A 16,082-nucleotide genomic window follows, 5' to 3' on the forward strand; every position below is an offset into this window, starting at 1 on the left:
AACGAATTCGGGAAGAAAAACGCATGAACCAGACTCCGCAACAACACAACCAGGGGCCGATCGACGTCGTCATCATGGCGGCCGGCAAGGGCACGCGCATGAAGAGCAAGCTGCCCAAAGTGTTGCATCGATTGGGCGGCCGCGCATTGCTGGCCCATGTGGCCGGCACGGCCGCGCGCATCGGCGCGCGCAATGTGGTGTTCGTCACGGGGCACGGCGCGGCGCAGGTCGAGGCTGCGATGACGGCCATGGCCGCGTCGTCGGCCACCACGCCCGGCGCCACGCAGCGCTTCGCGCGCCAGGAGCCGCAGCTGGGCACCGGCCACGCCGTGCAGCAGGCCGCGCCGCTGCTGGCGGACGACGGCACGGTGGTGGTGCTGTCGGGCGACGTGCCGCTGATCGGCGAGGACACGCTGCGCGCGCTCATCGCGGCCAGCGCCGGCGAGCGCCTGGCGCTGCTGACCATCGAATTCGACGACCCGAGCGGCTACGGCCGCGTGATTCGCTCCAGCGCGGGCGGCGAGGTGACGGCCATCGTCGAGCACAAGGACGCCAGCGAGGCGCAGCGCGCGGTCCAGGAGATCTACAGCGGCGTGATGGCGGTGCCGGCGCGCCTGCTCAAGGGCTGGCTGGCGCGGCTGGACAACCAGAACGCGCAGGGCGAGTACTACCTGACGGACGTGGTGAAGTTCGCGGCGGCCGACGGTGTGCCGGTGGTGGCGCACATCACCACCGATGCGCTGCAGGTGGCCGGCATCAACAGCCCGGCGCAGCTGGCGGCGCTGGAGCGGGCCTGGCAGCTGCGCCAGGCCGATGCGCTGATGACGCAGGGCGTGCGCCTGGCCGACCCGGCGCGCTTCGACCTGCGGGGCACGCTGGAATGCGAGGCGGACGTGGAAATCGACGTCAACTGCGTGTTCGAGGGCGCGGTATGGCTGGGCGAGGGCGTGCGCATCGGCGCGAACTGCGTGATTGCCAACGCGCGCATCGAGGCGGGCGCGGTGATTCACCCGTTCACGCACATCGACGGCGAGAAGGCCGGGGTGCGCGTGGGGGCGGGGGCGCTGGTGGGCCCGTTCGCGCGGCTGCGCCCGGGGGCGCAACTGGGGGCGGAGGTGCACATCGGCAATTTCGTCGAGGTGAAGAATTCGACGCTGGCCGCGGGCGCCAAGGCCAACCACCTGGCCTACCTGGGCGACGCGACGGTCGGCGAGCGGGTGAACTACGGCGCGGGCAGCATCACGGCCAACTACGACGGCGCCAACAAGCACCGCACGGTGATCGGCGACGACGTGCACGTGGGCAGCAATTGCGTGCTGGTGGCGCCGATCACCATCGGGGCGGGGGGGACCATCGGCGGCGGGTCGACGCTCAACAAGTCGACGGAGCCGGGCGCGCTGACGGTGGCGCGGGGCAAGCAGGTGAGCTTCGCCAACTGGAAGCGGCCTCAGAAGGCGCCCAAGGCTTGAATCTTGTTCGGGGCCGTACAGGCTTCAGCCCAACGGAATCCCGGGCTCGAACTTCGCGCGCTTCAGGCTGAAGAAAGCCTTCACGTTGCGCACGTTCGCATCGGCGGTGAACAGCCGCTGCGTGAGGGCGCCGTAGTCCGGCATGTCGCGCGCGGCCACCACCAGCACGAAGTCCGGCCCCGGGGAGACGCGCCAGCACTGCTGCACCGCGTCGTCCGCAATCACGCGCGCCTCGAAGGCGTCCAGCGAGGCCGCGTCCTGCCGGTCCAGCGAAATCTCCACCACCGCCTGAAGACCATGGCCGAGCACCGCGGCGAGCCGGTCGGGGGACAGCAACGCCACCTGCCGCTCGATCAGGCCGACCTCGCGCAGCCGCTGCACACGGCGCAGGCAGGTGGGGGGCGAGATGCCGATGTCGGCGGCCAGGCGCTGGTTGGTCTGCGACGCGTCGCGTTGCAAGGCGTCGAGCAAGCGAAGGTCGGTTGAATCCAGCGATATTGATTCCATATTGGTTGAAATTATGGAATAAAAATCCAAACGGATGATGTGAAGAAATAAAAGTCCGAAATCATAAGAAATTGGAAAACATATTTCTTCCCCGTCTCCCTACCATCGAGGCCTTCCCTCCATCCTCTTCTTCATCAAAGGCAGCTCACCATGTGCGGCATCGTCGGGGCAGCGTCCCATCGCAACATCGTTCCGGTCCTGGTCCAGGGCCTTCAGCGGCTCGAATACCGCGGCTATGACTCGTGCGGCGTGGCGGTGCACGCGGGCGGGCTGACACGCGCGCGCACCACCTCGCGCGTGGCGGACCTGATGACGCAGGTGCACGACGACAAGGTCGAAGGCCTCACCGGCATCGCCCACACGCGCTGGGCCACGCACGGCGCGCCGGTGGTGCACAACGCGCACCCGCACTTCAGCCACGGCCCCGGTGCCGGCGCGCAAGGCGCGCGGCCCGGGCGCATCGCGCTCGTGCACAACGGCATCATCGAAAACCACGAACCCCTGCGCGCCGCGCTCGAGGCCAAGGGCTACGTGTTCGAGAGCCAGACCGACACCGAGGTCATCGCCCACCTGGTCGACAGCCTCTACGACGGCGACCTGTTCGAGGCCGTGAAGGCCGCCGTGCTGCAGCTGCACGGCGCCTACGCCATTGCCGTGATCTGCCGCGACGAGCCGCAGCGCGTGGTCGGTGCGCGGGCCGGCTCGCCGCTGATCCTGGGCGCGGGCAAGGACGGCACCGAGAACTTCCTGGCCAGCGACGCCATGGCCCTGGCCGGTGTGACCGACCAGATCGTGTACCTCGAAGAGGGCGACGTGGTCGACCTGCAGCCGGGCAAGTACTGGATCGTCGACAAGAACCACAAGCCCCTGTCCGCCGAGCAGCGCCCGGTGCGCACCGTGCACGCGCACAGCGGCGCGGCCGAGCTGGGCCCGTACCGCCACTACATGCAGAAGGAAATCTTCGAGCAGCCGCGCGCCATCGGCGACACGCTCGAGGGCGTGGAAGGCATCGTGCCCGAGCTGTTCGACGGCATCGGGCAAAACGGCGGCACCGGGGCCAGCGCGCACCGCGTGTTCCAGGAGATCGACAAGGTCCTCATCCTCGCCTGCGGCACCAGCTACTACAGCGGCTGCGCGGCCAAGTACTGGCTAGAAGGCATCGCGAAGATTTCCACGCAGGTCGAGATCGCCAGCGAGTACCGCTACCGCGACTCCGTGCCCGACCCGCGTACGCTGGTCGTCACCATCAGCCAGTCGGGCGAAACGGCCGACACGCTGGCCGCCCTGAAGCACGCGCGCTCGCTCGGCATGGAGCAGACGCTGACCATCTGCAACGTGGCCACCAGCGCGATGGTGCGCGAGTGCAAGCTGGCGTACATCACGCGCGCGGGCGTGGAGATCGGCGTGGCGTCGACCAAGGCCTTCACCACGCAGCTGGCGGGCCTGTTCCTGCTCACGCTGGCGCTCGCGCAGGCCAAGGGCCGCCTGAGCGACGAGGACGAGGCGCGCTACCTGAAGGAGATGCGCCACCTGCCCGTCGCGCTGCAGTCGGTGCTGGCGCTGGAGCCGCAGATCATCGGCTGGGCCGAAGACTTCGCGCGCAAGGACAACGCGCTTTTCCTGGGCCGCGGGCTGCACTACCCGATCGCGCTGGAAGGCGCGCTCAAGCTCAAGGAAGTGACCTACATCCACGCCGAGGCCTACGCCGCCGGCGAGCTCAAGCACGGTCCGCTCGCGCTGGTGACCAGCGAAATGCCGGTGGTGGCCGTGGCCCCCAACGACACGCTGCTCGAAAAGCTCAAGAGCAACCTGCAGGAAGTGCGCGCGCGCGGCGGCGTGCTCTACGTGCTGGCCGACGGCGACACCCAGATCAAGAGCGGCGAAGGCCTGCACGTGATCCGCATGCCCGAGCACTACGGTGCGCTGTCGCCCATCCTGCACGTGGTGCCGCTGCAGCTGCTGGCGTATCACACGGCGTGCGCGCGCGGAACCGATGTGGACAAGCCGCGCAATTTGGCGAAGAGCGTGACGGTGGAGTGAGGGTGGCGGCTCGCTCAACGCGGGCCGAAACACTCGTCGTAGAGCTGGGTCACCCAGTCGATGAACACACGCACCCGCGGAGACAGTTGCCGGTGGTGCGGATAGAGCACCGAATACACCATCGGCGGGCAGGGCGTGTGGGCGAGGATCTCCACCAGCGTTCCCGCGCGCAGCTGCCGCTCGACATGGAAGCGCGGCACCTGGATGATTCCGCACCCCTGCTCCGCGCAGGTCTTGTAGCTGTCGGCGCTGTTCACGCTGATCCAGCTGCGCAGCATGTGCGTCTCCGCACGGCCGTCGACTTCGAAGTCGAACGGAAAGAAGTCCGTGCGCGATGCCGAGAAGAAATTGACCGCCCAGTGCCGCGCCAGGTCCGCCGGCTGCAACGGGGTGCCGTTCGCGGCGAGGTACGCGGGGCTCGCCACCGTCACCTGGGGAATGAGCGCCAGCCGCCGCGTGACCAGTGAAGAGTCTTTGGGCTCGCCCGCGCGCACCACGCAGTCCACTCCCTCGCGCACGAGGTCGACCAGCCGGTCGCCGCTGCCGACGGCCAGCTCGATGTGCGGGTAGCGCGCATGGAACTCACCGATGCGCGGCAGCACCAGCTCGTTGGCCGGCGCGCCGTGGATGTCGATGCGCAGCCGTCCGCGCGGGTTGATGGACAGCTCGGCCAGCGACGATTCGGCGTCCTCCAGCTCGCGCAGCAGGTGGCGGCAACGTTCGTAGTAAGCCTGTCCGTCGACGGTGGTGCGCACCTGGCGCGTGGTGCGGACCAGCAGGCGCACGTGCAACCGCGCCTCGAGCTCCTTGATGGCGTGGGTGGCCGTGGCACGCGGCATGTCGAGCGCGGCGGCAGCCTGCGTGAAGCTGCCCAGCTCGACGATGCGGGTGAACAGCCGCATCGCGTCGAAGCGGTCCATGGGGGTCGTTCCGTCGGTGATTGTTGAGGTCGGTTGAATTATGTTGGCAGTTCTGCCGTCTTTATTCAACGCGGGGGAATAGACAAACTCGCCCTTGCACTCCAAGGACGCAACCATGTCACTCATCTTTCCCGGCCTGCGAGGCTTGTACGACCGCCTCGAACCCATCGGCTACCTGCTGCTTCGAGTCGCTTTCGGGCTGATGCTCATGACCCACGGCCTGCCGAAACTGCTGGGCCGCAGCCACGGCAGCATGGCCGATCCGATGGCGGGCTCGGTCAACCTCATCGCCAACGTGCTGCACCTGCCGGCCGCGCCGTTGATCGGCGTGTTCATCGCACTGCTCGAAGGCGTGGGCGGACTGCTGATTGCGCTGGGCTTGTTCACGCGCATCGTGGCGGCGATGGTGACCGTGCAGATGCTGGTCATCAGCTGGATCCTGGGGCCGACGTTTCCCTGGATCGACCGCGGCTTCGAGTACCCGCTGATGCTCGCCTTCGTCGCCTTCTTCCTCGGCGCACACGGCAGCGGGCGGGGCTCGCTGGACGCCTGGCGCGGCCGCGAGGTCTGAAGCGCACCTTCCGCCAGAAAGACTCCACGATGAACAACACACCCACACGGCCGGCGGCGAACGCCGGGGCCGCGCTCAACCGGCGCACCTTCATGATGAGCACGGCCGCCGCCACCGCCGCCACTGCCGCCACCGCCACGGTCGCAGCCGCCCCCGCGGCCGCTGCCGCAACCGACGCAACCGCGGCGGCCTCTGCCGTCGCCAACCCCTACGAAGGCACCAGCGACACGCGCGTGACCGTCAACGGCACGCTTCACGCGCTGAAGCTGGAGCCGCGTGCCTCCCTGCTCGACGTGCTGCGCGAACAGCTGGGCCTCACCGGCGCAAAGAAGGGCTGCGACCACGGCCAGTGCGGCGCCTGCACGGTGCACGTCGACGGGCGCCGGGTGGCGTCGTGCCTCACGCTGGCCGTGAAGACCGACGGCTGCGCGGTCACGACCATCGAGGGCGTCGAGGCACCCGACGGCACGCTGCACCCGATGCAGCAGTCCTTCATCGACCACGACGCGCTGCAATGCGGCTACTGCACGCCGGGCCAGGTGATGGCGGCCATTGCCTGCGTGCGCGAGGGCCACGCCACCAGCGACGCGCAGATCCGCGAGTACATGAGCGGCAACCTCTGCCGCTGCGGCGCCTACGCGGGCATCCTCGAAGCCATTCGCGACGCCGCACCGAAGATGGCGGCGGAACCACGTTCGCGAGGAGGCCGCCATGCGTGACTTCGCCTACCTGCGTCCCTTCGGCATCGACGAGGCCGTGCAACTGATGTCGAAGCACCAGCCCGGCGCGCGCTACATCGCTGGCGGCACCACGCTGTTCGACCTGATGAAGCTCGGCGTGGAGGCGCCGTCGACGGTGATCGACATCACGCGCATCGAGGGCTTGCGCGACATCGACGCCAGCGCGCGTGGCGAGCTTCGCATCGGCGCGCTCGCGCTCATGAGCGACGTCGCCGAAGACCCGGTGGTGCTGCGCGAGTTTCCGGCCCTGTCGGAATCGCTGTGGAAGGCCGCCTCGCAGCAGCTGCGCAACATGGCGACGGTGGGCGGCAACCTGCTGCAGCGCACGCGCTGCGCCTACTTTCGCGGCAGCCCCGAGTTCGCGTGCAACAAGCGCGTGCCCGGCAGCGGTTGCGCGGCGCTGGGCGGGCAAAACCGCGGCCATGCCGTGCTGGGCGGCAGCGATGCCTGCGTGGCGGTCTATCCGGGGGACATGGCCGTCGCGCTGGCGGCGTTCGACGCCATGGTCGACACGGTGAGCCCGCGCGGAGCACGCAGCCTGCCGGTGCGCGAACTGCACCGCGCCCCCGGCGCCACGCCGCACCTGGAGACGGTGCTGGCGTCGGACGAACTCATCGTGCGCATCCGCGTACCGCGCAGCGGCGTGGGGCGCGCGTCGTCGTACCACAAGGTCCGGGACCGCGAGTCGTATGCCTTCGCGCTCACGTCGGCCGCCGTCGCGGTGCACCTGCAGGGCCAGGGCCACCGGGTGACCGACGCACGCATCGCGCTCGGCGGCGTCGCCACGCGCCCGTGGCGCGCCCTGCAGGCCGAACGCAGCCTGCTGGGCAAGCCGCTGACGCGGGCGGCGGCGCGGCAAGCGGCCGAGCTGGCGTTCGAGGGCGCCGTGCCGCTCGAACACAACGGCTTCAAGGTGGCGCTGGGCATCGAGACCGTGACAGACGCACTCATGCTGGCCAAGGAAAGGAGCTGAACACCATGGCAACCCGAACCACAACCCGAACCACAACCCGAAGCACCCCGCGCGCCGGCGCCGAGCGCGTCGACGCGCGCGAGAAGGTGCGCGGTGCCACCCGCTATGCCGCGGACGACGCACGCCCGCGCATGCTGCATGCCGCGCTGGTGCCGTCGCGCATCGCGCGCGGTTCCATCACGCGCATCGACAGCACCGCGGCGCTGCGGCTGCGCGGCGTGCGCGCCGTGCTCACGCACGAGAACATCGGCGCTTTCGATACCGGTGGCTTCCTGATGGGTGGAGGCTTCGGGTTCCAGAGCTTCTATCCGCTGCGTTCCGCGCAGATCGCCTACCGCGGCCAGAGCGTGGCGATGGTGGTGGCCGACACGCTCGAAGCCGCGCGCGAGGCCGCCTCCCTGGTGGCCGTGACGTACAACGCCATTCCCTTCGTGGCTACGCTGGATGCGCCCGATGCCGAGCCGTTGCTGCAGTCCGCGGCGCTGCCGCAACCCATGTTCGCGGACCGCCGCGTGGGCGATCCCGAGACCGCGCTAAAGACCGCCGAAGTCACGGTGGACATGCGCTTCGAGCTGCCGGCGCAGCACCAGAACCCGATGGAGATCATCGCGACCGTGGCCGAATGGCAAGGCGACATGCTCACCGTGCGCGAGCCCACGCAAAACGCGGAGGGCGTGCGCCATGGGCTGGCAAAGCAGCTCGGCATCGCGCCCGCCAAGGTGCGCGTGCTGTCGCCCACGCTGGGCGGCGGCTTCGGCCAGAAGAACTCGTTGCAGTCGCACACCGCACTGGTGGCGCTGGCGTCGCGGTCGCTCGGGCAGCCGGTGAAGCTCGTGATGTCGCGCGCGCAGCTCTTTCACAACGCCAGCTTTCGCCCGGCCAGCCGCCATCGCGTGCGCCTGGGCGCCGGGCGCGACGGCAAGTTGCTTGCCGCCGTCCACGAGATCGACCAGCAGACCTCGCGCCATGACCTGTTTCCGTCGCTGGGCACTGAAGTGACGTCGCGCCTGTACGGCATGGGCCACTTTCTCGGGCGCGAACGGCTGGTGCGAACCGACGTGCAGACGCCCGGCTACATGCGCGCGCCCTTCGAGCACCCGGCGGCCTTCGCCTTCGAGAGCGCCATCGACCAGATGGCGCATGAACTGGGCCGCGATCCGGTGGCCTTCCGGCTCGCGAACGACACCATGGCCGACCCGCTGACCGGCAAGCCTTTCTCTTCGCGCCATGTGGCAGAGTGCCTGGTCAGGGGCAGCGAGCTGTTCGGCTGGGCGCGGCGGTCGGCCGCGCCGCGCTCCATGAAGGCCTCCGACGGCAGCCTGGTCGGCTGGGGCGTGGCGCTGGGCATCTACAAGGCGGCGATGGCGCCCGCCATTGCCACGGTGCGATTGAACGCGGACGGCACCGTGCGCGTGGCGGTGGGCGGCCATGAAATGGGCCAGGGCATGCGCACGGCCATCGCGGTGACGGCGGCACGCGCGCTGGGCGCCCCGGTGGCGGCGATCGAGGTGCTGGTGGGCGACACCGACGCCGCGCCCCAGCACGTCACCGCGGGATCGTGGGGCACGGCGACCGTGCTGCCGCCGGTGCTGGAAGCCGCGCAACGGCTGATGGACGACCTGCAGCGCAACGCGGCGGCGACAACGGGCGCGACCGCGACCGAGAACGGAGATACCTCGACGGCGCTGTCGATGCTGCGCGCCTCGGGCCGCCCGTTCGCGCAGGCTGAAAGCCGCAAGCGCGCGCCCGGCCAGCCCGAGCAGGTCTTCGGCCGGCTCACCGGCGGGCTGCCCGCGGCGGCCGGGCCGGAATACCCGGACTTCGTCAGCTTCAGCACCATCGCGCACTTCGTGGAAGTGCGCATCGAGCCGACGACGCGGCGCATTCGCGTGCCGCGCGTGGTCAGCGTGGCCGATTGCGGCGCCGTGGCGAGCCCGCGCACCGCCCGCAGCCAGGTGGAAGGCGGCGTGGTCTGGGGCATTGGCGCGGCCCTGCGCGAAGTGAGCGAGGTCGACGCGCGCTATGGCGGCTTCCTCAATGCCGACCTCGCCGAATACGTGGTGCCCGTCGCGGCCGACATCGGGCGTATCGAGGTCGATTTCGTCGGCAAGCCCGACACCCGCTTCAATGCGCTGGGCGTGAAGGGCCTCGGCGAGGTCGCGATGGTGGGCGTGGCGCCCGCCATCGTGAATGCGGTGTTTCATGCGACGGGCAAACGGTTGCATCGCTTGCCGGTGCTGCTCGAGGATTTGCTCGGGGCCTAGATCGGGACGCGTGGCGGAAAGCGAAAGCGGAAATCGAAAAGCGGAAAGCGCGGAATTCTCTCGAAGTCTCTTCTTTCGCCCGCACCCCGCCGCCACCCCAAGGATCATGGCGAACATCCCCCCGATGGAGTCCGCCGTGAACCTGAATGAATATGTCGCCGTCTCCGACCCGACGCCGCATTCGCGCACCCTCATCCGGCATGTGCTGTCGGGGCTGGAGGTTCCATCGATCTTTTTCGAATCCACCGAGGCCCTGGTCCAGGCGCTGAACGAGGGCGAGACCTTCTCGATGGTGATCGTGTCGTTCGCCTCCGAGCTGAGAACGGCGCGCCGCGACCTTGCCGACCTGTGCCGGCATCTCGATCCGAGGGCTTCGATGCTGGTGATTGCCACCATGGCGCAGATCGAGCTGAGCGTGGAGGTGCTCGGCAACGAGCGCGGCGACATCCTGTTGATGCCCGCCACCGAGGCCGAACTGCGCGAGCGCATCGAGTGTTCGCGCTGCCTGTCGGAGGTCGGCCCGTCCCGTGGCGTGCGCATGAACGGCGGCGGGAGCGGGCGTGTGAGTGCGAGTGCCGGCGTGGGCCTTGGCTTGGGAAGCCGCCTGACCCGTGTCGGCCATTCGCTCGACCGGCAGCTCGCGGCCTTGAGATGACTTCGGTGAAGACACGGTTGTGCAAGCCCGCCTGCCTGCGTACGATGCCTTCAGCGCTGAACGGCTACGGGGTATCTGCAAGTGCTTTCGCACCTGTTTGAATATTGCCGGGACCCGACGCCGCACAAGATTGCAGGGGACCGACAGAGCATGAGCCAGGCGGCAACAACCGATCATGCGCATCGCCCTTCTCGAAGACGAAGCCGTTCAGATGGAGCTGCTCGTCGCCACCATCGAGGCGCATCTGATGATGGGCTCCGACATAGTGAGCTGCACCCGCTTCGCCGACGGTGAGCACCTTCGCGCCGAGCTGCGCACCGACTCCTTCGACCTGCTGATCCTCGACTGGAACGTGCCCGGCTTCGACGGGATCGACCTGCTGAAGTGGCTTCGCAACTTCAAGCGCTCGACGGTCCCGGTGGTCATGCTGAGCGCCCGCGGCTCCGAGGCGGACGTGGTGGCGGCGTTTCGCGCCGGGGCCAACGACTACATCGTGAAGCCGTTCCGCCCGGCCGAGCTCACGGTGCGAATCAAGCGCTTCGCGCAGCCGCAGGCGTCCAGCAACGGATGGGTCGAGGCCATCGACGGCTGGACCTTCTTTCACGACAGCGCGGTGGTCGAGTTCGGCGAGGGTGTGTCGGCGCAGCACTTCGCCCTGAGCGAGCGCGAGTTCGGCCTGGCCATCGCGCTGTTTCGCAACCTCGGGCGCGTGGTGTCCCGCACGCACCTGCTGGAGGCCGCCCACCAGGATCCGCGAACGACCAGCGTGCGCATCCTCGACAACCAGATCTTCAAGCTCCGGGTCAAGCTGGCGCTGGCGGCCAACGGGCTGGTGCTGCAGTCGGTGTACGGGCAGGGCTACCGCCTCGCCTGCGAAGCGCCCATGCTCACGTCGGTCGCGCCTGTCACGCCGATCACGCCGATCACGCCGATCACGCAGCGATGAACGCGCGCGACGACTCGAAGTTTCCCGGCTACATCGGCCCCGAAGCGCTTGCCGCGGAGCGCTCCCGCAAGCGGCAACGCATCGGCCTGCAGGCGGCGCTTGCCGTCCTGCTGCCGCTGCTGCTGCTGTGGTGGCTGGGCCCCTTGCCGCCGCTGCTGTGGGACATGAAGCTCTACGACAGGCTGCTGGCGTACCGGCCCGCCGCCGCGCAAGACCGCACGCTCATCGTGTCGATCGATGAGCAGAGCCTGCGAACGCTGGGGCCGTGGCCCTGGTCCAGGGACGTGCATGCGCGGCTGCTGCGGCAGCTCGCCGCCGCCTCCCCGCAGGCGGTGGTGCTGGGCGTGAACCTCGAGACCCCGACCAACGGCATCGACGACGCGCAGCTGGTGGCCGCGCTCCGGCTCGTGCCGACCTTCCTGGCGGTGCGCTCCTACGGCGCCGCCGCGCAGCCGGGCGCCGCCGTGTCGTACCGCTTGCCCGCGCGCCTGTTCGTGGACGCGGCAAAAGGCGTGGGCCATGCGGACCTGGAGCCCAGCACCGACGGGCTGGCGCGCTTCATCAGCCTGTACAGCGAGCACGCGGGGCCGCTGCCGTACGTGGGTGCGTTGATTGCGCCTTCGGGCGACATCTCTCTCGCGCTCGGGCGCAGGCAGAGCCTGAAGATCGGCGCGCGCAACGCGGGCGACGAGCTGGTGCATTCGAGCGTGTCGTACCTGAGCGTGCTGCAGGGCGGCGTGCCCGCCGAGTCGATCAGGGGGCGCATCGTCGTCGTCGGTTCGTCGTCCGTCACGGGGCTCGACGAAGAAGTCTGGGTGCCGGTGGCCGACGGCGTCGCCCGCGTCACGGAGGCGGACGTGCACGCCGACGCCATCGACTCGCTGGCCAGCGGCCGCGTGATCGCCGTCGCCGGTCCGCTGACGGCCTATGTGTGCATGGTGGCGGTGATGTCGGTGGCGTTCATCGCCTTCTCGATGTCTGCGCGATGGGCGCTGCTGGTGGGGCTGGGCGGCGCGGTGCTCGCGCTGGCCGGCAGCGCGGTGCTGCTGCTCGCGTTCCGCATCTGGGTGCCGCCGTCGCTGTCGGTGCTCGGCATCTTCGGGGCGTACGTGCTGTGGAGCTGGCTGCGGCTGCAGGCGGTGGTCGAGTTCCTGCGCGTGCGCATCGTGTCGCTGAGCCGCCTGCCCACGGGCGAGTTCGAGGTCGACATGCCGACCCTGCCTTCACGTCGCCATTCGGTCGACTGGCATGTGGGCGCGCTCGATCAGGCCATCTCCCGCATGGCCCGGCTGCAGACGCTGCTGGGCGAAAGCCTGCAGCAGATGCCCATCGCGGTGCTGATGTGCCGCGCCGACGGCGTGATCGTGCGGGCGAACTCGCACGCCGCCTCGCTGCTGCAGCCGTCGATGCCCGATGCGCAGGCGCTCACGGGCGCGCGCCTGCAGCGCATCGTTGCAAGGCTGTCGCCTCAGCCCGACGACGCCCACCCCAGGCCCGAAGCCCGGCACCGGAAGGGCCGGCACTGGGCGCAGGCGCTCGACCAGGAATACCTGACGCCGGAGGGGCGCCTGTTCAAGGTGGACGCCACCTTGCTCGAAGACGGCGATTCGCTGGTCACCGAGGTGTGGATCGTGGTGCTCAACGAGCTGACGCAGGAGCGCAAGGCCGAGCGCGACCGCTCGGCGTGGCTTCGTTTTTTGTCGCACGACCTGCGAAGTCCGCAGATCAACCTGCTGTGCATGGTCGACCTGTACGGCATGAACCGGCTGTCGATCGGCGAGGTGCTGGCGGGCGTGAACCGCGAAGCGCAAAGAACGCTGCAGCTCAGCGAAGGCTTCATCGACGCGGCGGAGGGCCGGGTGCGCGAGTCGGAGTTCGGCGTGGCGAGCATTTCCACCATCCTGGCGGAGGCCGTCGAGCAGACCTTCGCCTACGCGGCCACGCGCCGCGTGGTGCTGTCGCTGCGCTACACCGAGGAGCGCCACGCGCTGATCTGGACCGACCGGCTCATGCTGGTGCGCGCCATGGTGAACCTGCTGGAAAACGCCGCGCGCCACTCCGACCCGGTGTCCACCGTGCACCTGTGCGTGTCGGTCGACGCGGGCAGCGAGGTGGTGGTGATGATTCGCGACGAAGGCCACGGCATGACGCCGGTGCAGTTCGCCGGCCTGCTCGACGCGGCGCCCATCGCTGCATGGCATGCCGAAACCGAGCACGAGCACGAGCAGGAGCACGAGCAAGAGCAAGAGCAAGATGAGGACGAGCGCGCCGCGCTCGGCGTCGCTCCCGACGCCCACCGCCACGGCCTGGGCTTTCCGGGCGTGCGGCGCGCGGTGGACGCGCACGAAGGCTGGATCACCGGGTGGAGCGCCCCGCAGGCCGGCACCACCTTCCTCATCGGCCTGCCGCTACACGTTTGATTTCTGGCGCCTGGAGGCACGCGGCGGTTCGTCGGTCGTGCCCTTCGCCGAACTGGCGGGTTGCACGCGGGTCTGGGCCGACGCGGCGCCCACGTTGCCCGCCGCGTCCATGGCGCGCATCTCGATGTTGGCGTACGCGGCCGCCATGGGCCGCCAGGCGCAGGTGTAGGGCATCGCGCTCACGATGCACAGCGTGCGGCCGTCGATGAGAAACCTCAGCTCGACCACGCCCACGTTGTCCGACGCGGTGCCGCTCAGCGTCACCAGCATGCCGATGTTGGCACGGGCCGGCGCCAGCACGGCGACGGTGGGCGCCGTGGTGTCGTCGGGCGGGCGCACGACGACCTCGGCGCTGGCGGTCGATGCGTTGCCCGCGGCGTCGATGCCGATCAGCTGCAGCTTCTGCAGGCCCGGTGCCGTCGGTGTCCAGTTGCAGCTTTCCTTCGCCGCGGTGAAGGTGCAGATCGGCACGCCGTTCTTCTCCACCAGCTTCGCGCTCCAGACGCCGATGTTGTCCGCCACCGAAGCGGCCAGCGCCGTGGGGCGGCCTTCGACGGCGGCGGCCGGCGCGGTGAGCGACACGCTCGGCGGCTGGCTGTCGGGCGGGCCGGCGGCCAGCGCCAGGTCGATGGTGAAGGCCGGCAGGTGCTGCACCGCCTTCTGCTCGAAGGCGTCGTAGACCGTGAACCACGTGGCGCCCGTGGGCCGCCCCGCCGCCGACGCCTTGACCAGCAGCGTCGAGCGGGCGCTGCTGAAGCAGGAGAGCTCGCATTTCCAGTCGAAGCTGAAGCGGCCCGCGCCGTCCGCGGCGCCCTGCGCGAGCAGCACCAGCGGCTTGCGCGGCACGCCGGGGTTGCGCCACACCACGACGCGCGCCGCGGGCAGCGGCGCGCCGGTGTCGCGGTCGGTCACGCGCACCTGCGTGGCCGAGGTGGCCGCCATGTAGTTCGAGGTGCGAAGGCGCGGCCAGTCGCTCCAGTCGGTGTTGATGGCGGCGCGCGTGCCGGCGGTGAAGCGGATGAGCCCCAGCGTCAGCACGCGGTTGGCGGACGGCGTGCGGCGCTCGGTGTAGACCGAGCTGAACAGCGGGTCGAGCCGCCAGCGCTGGCGCGTCCACCAGTAGCGGTCGGCCTCGTTCTGCAGCGACAGGTCGGTCAGGGGCGGCACGCCGGAGGTGTCGAGCACGGGGGCGGTGTCGCTGTAGTCGCCGAAGCCCGCGCCGGCGCCGAACACGCACTCCAGCTCGCGCACCAGCGCATGGAGCTGGCGCCCCAGGTAGTCTTTTTCGGTCGACTCCTTTGCGCCGGCGGCCACCGTGCGCGACAGGCGCAGCGGATCGTGGATGGCGGTCCAGTCGAGGTTCCAGGCCACGCCTTTCTGCGGGTGCGGCCAGCCCATGGCGAGCCCGCCGTGGCTGTAGCCGACGAGCGAGCGCGAGATGCAGACCACCACCTCGCCGTCGACCGGGTCGTCGTAGCCGCAGCGCGGCGCCGCGGCCGGGTTGACCAGTTGCAGGTCGGTGGCCGGATCGAACACGAAGCGCCGGACCGTCTCGCGGCGGAACACCGTGTTCACGTCGGCGATGTACTGCGCCAGGCGCCGGCCGGCTTCGGCGGTGCCCATGTCGCCGACCACCGCCGGGTCGACGAAGAGCTTGATTCGATGGACGCTGGGCGCCGCCTGGCCCACGTCGTTCAATGCGGCGCCCGCGAGCGCGGGGGACAGGAGTGCGCAGGTGGTGAGGGCGAGCGTGGCGACGGCACGCTGGCCCGACGTTCGCAAGCTCGTGCACTGCGGGTCTTGCCGCGGCGCGAACCTGCCTGGATGCAGCCGATGGCGCATGGGGGGCCGATCAAACCGTTGGCGCTGCCTGGGAACCGCGTGGCCGACGGTGGCCCACCATAGGCCGCGCGAAAGTGCGTTGCAACGATAGAAATGAAGCCGGCGTCGCCGCCAATGGGGAGGGGGGCGCGGGCCCTCGGAAACTATCGGCGATTCAATTTCTATCGTGCCGGAAACAGGGTGTCGACCCCACCCGCGGACAGCACGCGCACGGGGCCCGTTCAGCCCAAACCTGCGACGATGGCTGCCGCCCGCGCTTCGGCGATGCATCGAACTTTCACGGCAACACGCAGCCCCTTTCAGGAGACCTTCAATGAAACCCCAACCCATCGACTACGCCGACGCCTCCGACGAGGTCAAGGCCGTCTTCGACGACATCAAGACCTCGCGCAACGTGCCCGACGTCAACAACTTCTGGAAGTACCTGGCCAACGACCCGGCCACGCTCAAGCGCACCTGGGCCAGCCTGAAGGAAGTGATGGCGCCCGGCGCGCTCGACCCGGTGGTGAAGGAAATGGTCTACCTCGCGGTGAGCGTCACCAACAGCTGTGGCTACTGCATCGCCAGCCACCACGCAGGCGCCGAGAAGGCCGGCATGACGCCGGCCATGTTCGCCGAGCTGATGGGCGTGGTCGGCATGGCCAACGAAACCAACCGGCTGGTGAACGGCTACCGCGTGCCCATCGACCCGGCGTTCGACAAGTAGCGCGCCACGGCGGCGTTGCCTGGTGGTCG

13 protein-coding genes are annotated in these 16,082 nt (G+C 69.5%); 10 read left to right on the plus strand and 3 right to left on the minus strand.

The features are described 5' to 3' along the window. Positions 1–23: 23 nt before the first annotated feature. A complete protein-coding gene (gene glmU, locus QTI51_RS00135) occupies positions 24–1,469 on the plus strand; it encodes a bifunctional UDP-N-acetylglucosamine diphosphorylase/glucosamine-1-phosphate N-acetyltransferase GlmU (protein ID WP_286513611.1) in 1,446 nt (481 codons plus the stop codon). Between the two features lie 24 nt (positions 1,470–1,493). Here glmU and QTI51_RS00140 read toward each other — a convergent pair whose 3' ends face one another. After that, positions 1,494–1,976, minus strand: a complete 483-nt coding sequence (locus QTI51_RS00140) for an Lrp/AsnC family transcriptional regulator (protein WP_286513610.1) — start codon at positions 1,974–1,976, stop codon at positions 1,494–1,496. A 150-nt stretch (positions 1,977–2,126) separates the two neighbouring features. Here QTI51_RS00140 and glmS point away from each other — a divergent pair, with 150 nt between their 5' ends. Then, positions 2,127–4,016, plus strand: coding sequence for a glutamine--fructose-6-phosphate transaminase (isomerizing) (glmS, locus tag QTI51_RS00145; RefSeq protein WP_116914192.1), 1,890 nt, complete (start codon positions 2,127–2,129; stop codon positions 4,014–4,016). Between the two features lie 14 nt (positions 4,017–4,030). On the opposite strand, the gene QTI51_RS00150 is transcribed toward glmS, so the two are convergent. Beyond that, the gene (locus QTI51_RS00150; protein WP_286513601.1) at positions 4,031–4,936 is read right to left on the minus strand and encodes a LysR family transcriptional regulator; all 906 of its coding nucleotides are present in this window, start codon (positions 4,934–4,936) and stop codon (positions 4,031–4,033) included. 115 nt (positions 4,937–5,051) lie between these two features. On the opposite strand from QTI51_RS00150, the gene QTI51_RS00155 reads away from it, so the two are divergent. From QTI51_RS00155 to QTI51_RS00185, 7 genes are all read left to right on the plus strand, one after another. After that, on the plus strand, positions 5,052–5,507 hold the full coding sequence (locus QTI51_RS00155; RefSeq protein WP_286513599.1) for a DoxX family protein: 456 nt from the start codon (positions 5,052–5,054) through the stop codon (positions 5,505–5,507). A gap of 29 nt (positions 5,508–5,536) precedes the next feature. Further along, on the plus strand, positions 5,537–6,226 hold the full coding sequence (locus QTI51_RS00160) for a (2Fe-2S)-binding protein (protein WP_286513597.1): 690 nt from the start codon (positions 5,537–5,539) through the stop codon (positions 6,224–6,226). Next, complete coding sequence (locus tag QTI51_RS00165; RefSeq protein ID WP_286513595.1) at positions 6,219–7,220, plus strand: FAD binding domain-containing protein; 1,002 nt, start codon at positions 6,219–6,221, stop codon at positions 7,218–7,220. Before QTI51_RS00160 ends, QTI51_RS00165 begins: the two co-directional genes overlap by 8 nt. A gap of 5 nt (positions 7,221–7,225) precedes the next feature. Further along, positions 7,226–9,484 carry a xanthine dehydrogenase family protein molybdopterin-binding subunit gene (locus tag QTI51_RS00170; RefSeq protein ID WP_286513593.1) on the plus strand — a complete coding sequence of 753 codons (2,259 nt, stop codon included), beginning with the start codon at positions 7,226–7,228 and terminating at the stop codon, positions 9,482–9,484. Between the two features lie 136 nt (positions 9,485–9,620). Continuing rightward, complete coding sequence (locus QTI51_RS00175; RefSeq protein ID WP_286513591.1) at positions 9,621–10,139, plus strand: hypothetical protein; 519 nt, start codon at positions 9,621–9,623, stop codon at positions 10,137–10,139. Positions 10,140–10,314: 175 nt separating this feature from the next. Next, complete coding sequence (locus tag QTI51_RS00180) at positions 10,315–11,085, plus strand: response regulator transcription factor (RefSeq protein WP_286513589.1); 771 nt, start codon at positions 10,315–10,317, stop codon at positions 11,083–11,085. Continuing rightward, a complete protein-coding gene (locus QTI51_RS00185) occupies positions 11,082–13,505 on the plus strand; it encodes a CHASE2 domain-containing protein (RefSeq protein ID WP_286513587.1) in 2,424 nt (807 codons plus the stop codon). Before QTI51_RS00180 ends, QTI51_RS00185 begins: the two co-directional genes overlap by 4 nt. Here the strand turns inward: QTI51_RS00185 and QTI51_RS00190 are convergent. After that, positions 13,494–15,347, minus strand: a complete 1,854-nt coding sequence (locus QTI51_RS00190; RefSeq protein WP_286547583.1) for an Ig-like domain-containing protein — start codon at positions 15,345–15,347, stop codon at positions 13,494–13,496. The two genes, QTI51_RS00185 and QTI51_RS00190, sit on opposite strands and share 12 nt — an antisense overlap. A gap of 313 nt (positions 15,348–15,660) precedes the next feature. On the opposite strand from QTI51_RS00190, the gene QTI51_RS00195 reads away from it, so the two are divergent. Continuing rightward, positions 15,661–16,053: a carboxymuconolactone decarboxylase family protein gene (locus tag QTI51_RS00195; RefSeq protein WP_116912341.1), complete on the plus strand. Its 393-nt coding sequence runs from the start codon at positions 15,661–15,663 to the stop codon at positions 16,051–16,053. Positions 16,054–16,082 lie beyond the last annotated feature (29 nt).

The sequence above is a fragment of the Variovorax sp. J22G73 genome, assembly GCF_030317035.1.
In the GTDB taxonomy this organism is placed as follows: Bacteria; Pseudomonadota; Gammaproteobacteria; order Burkholderiales; family Burkholderiaceae_C; genus Variovorax.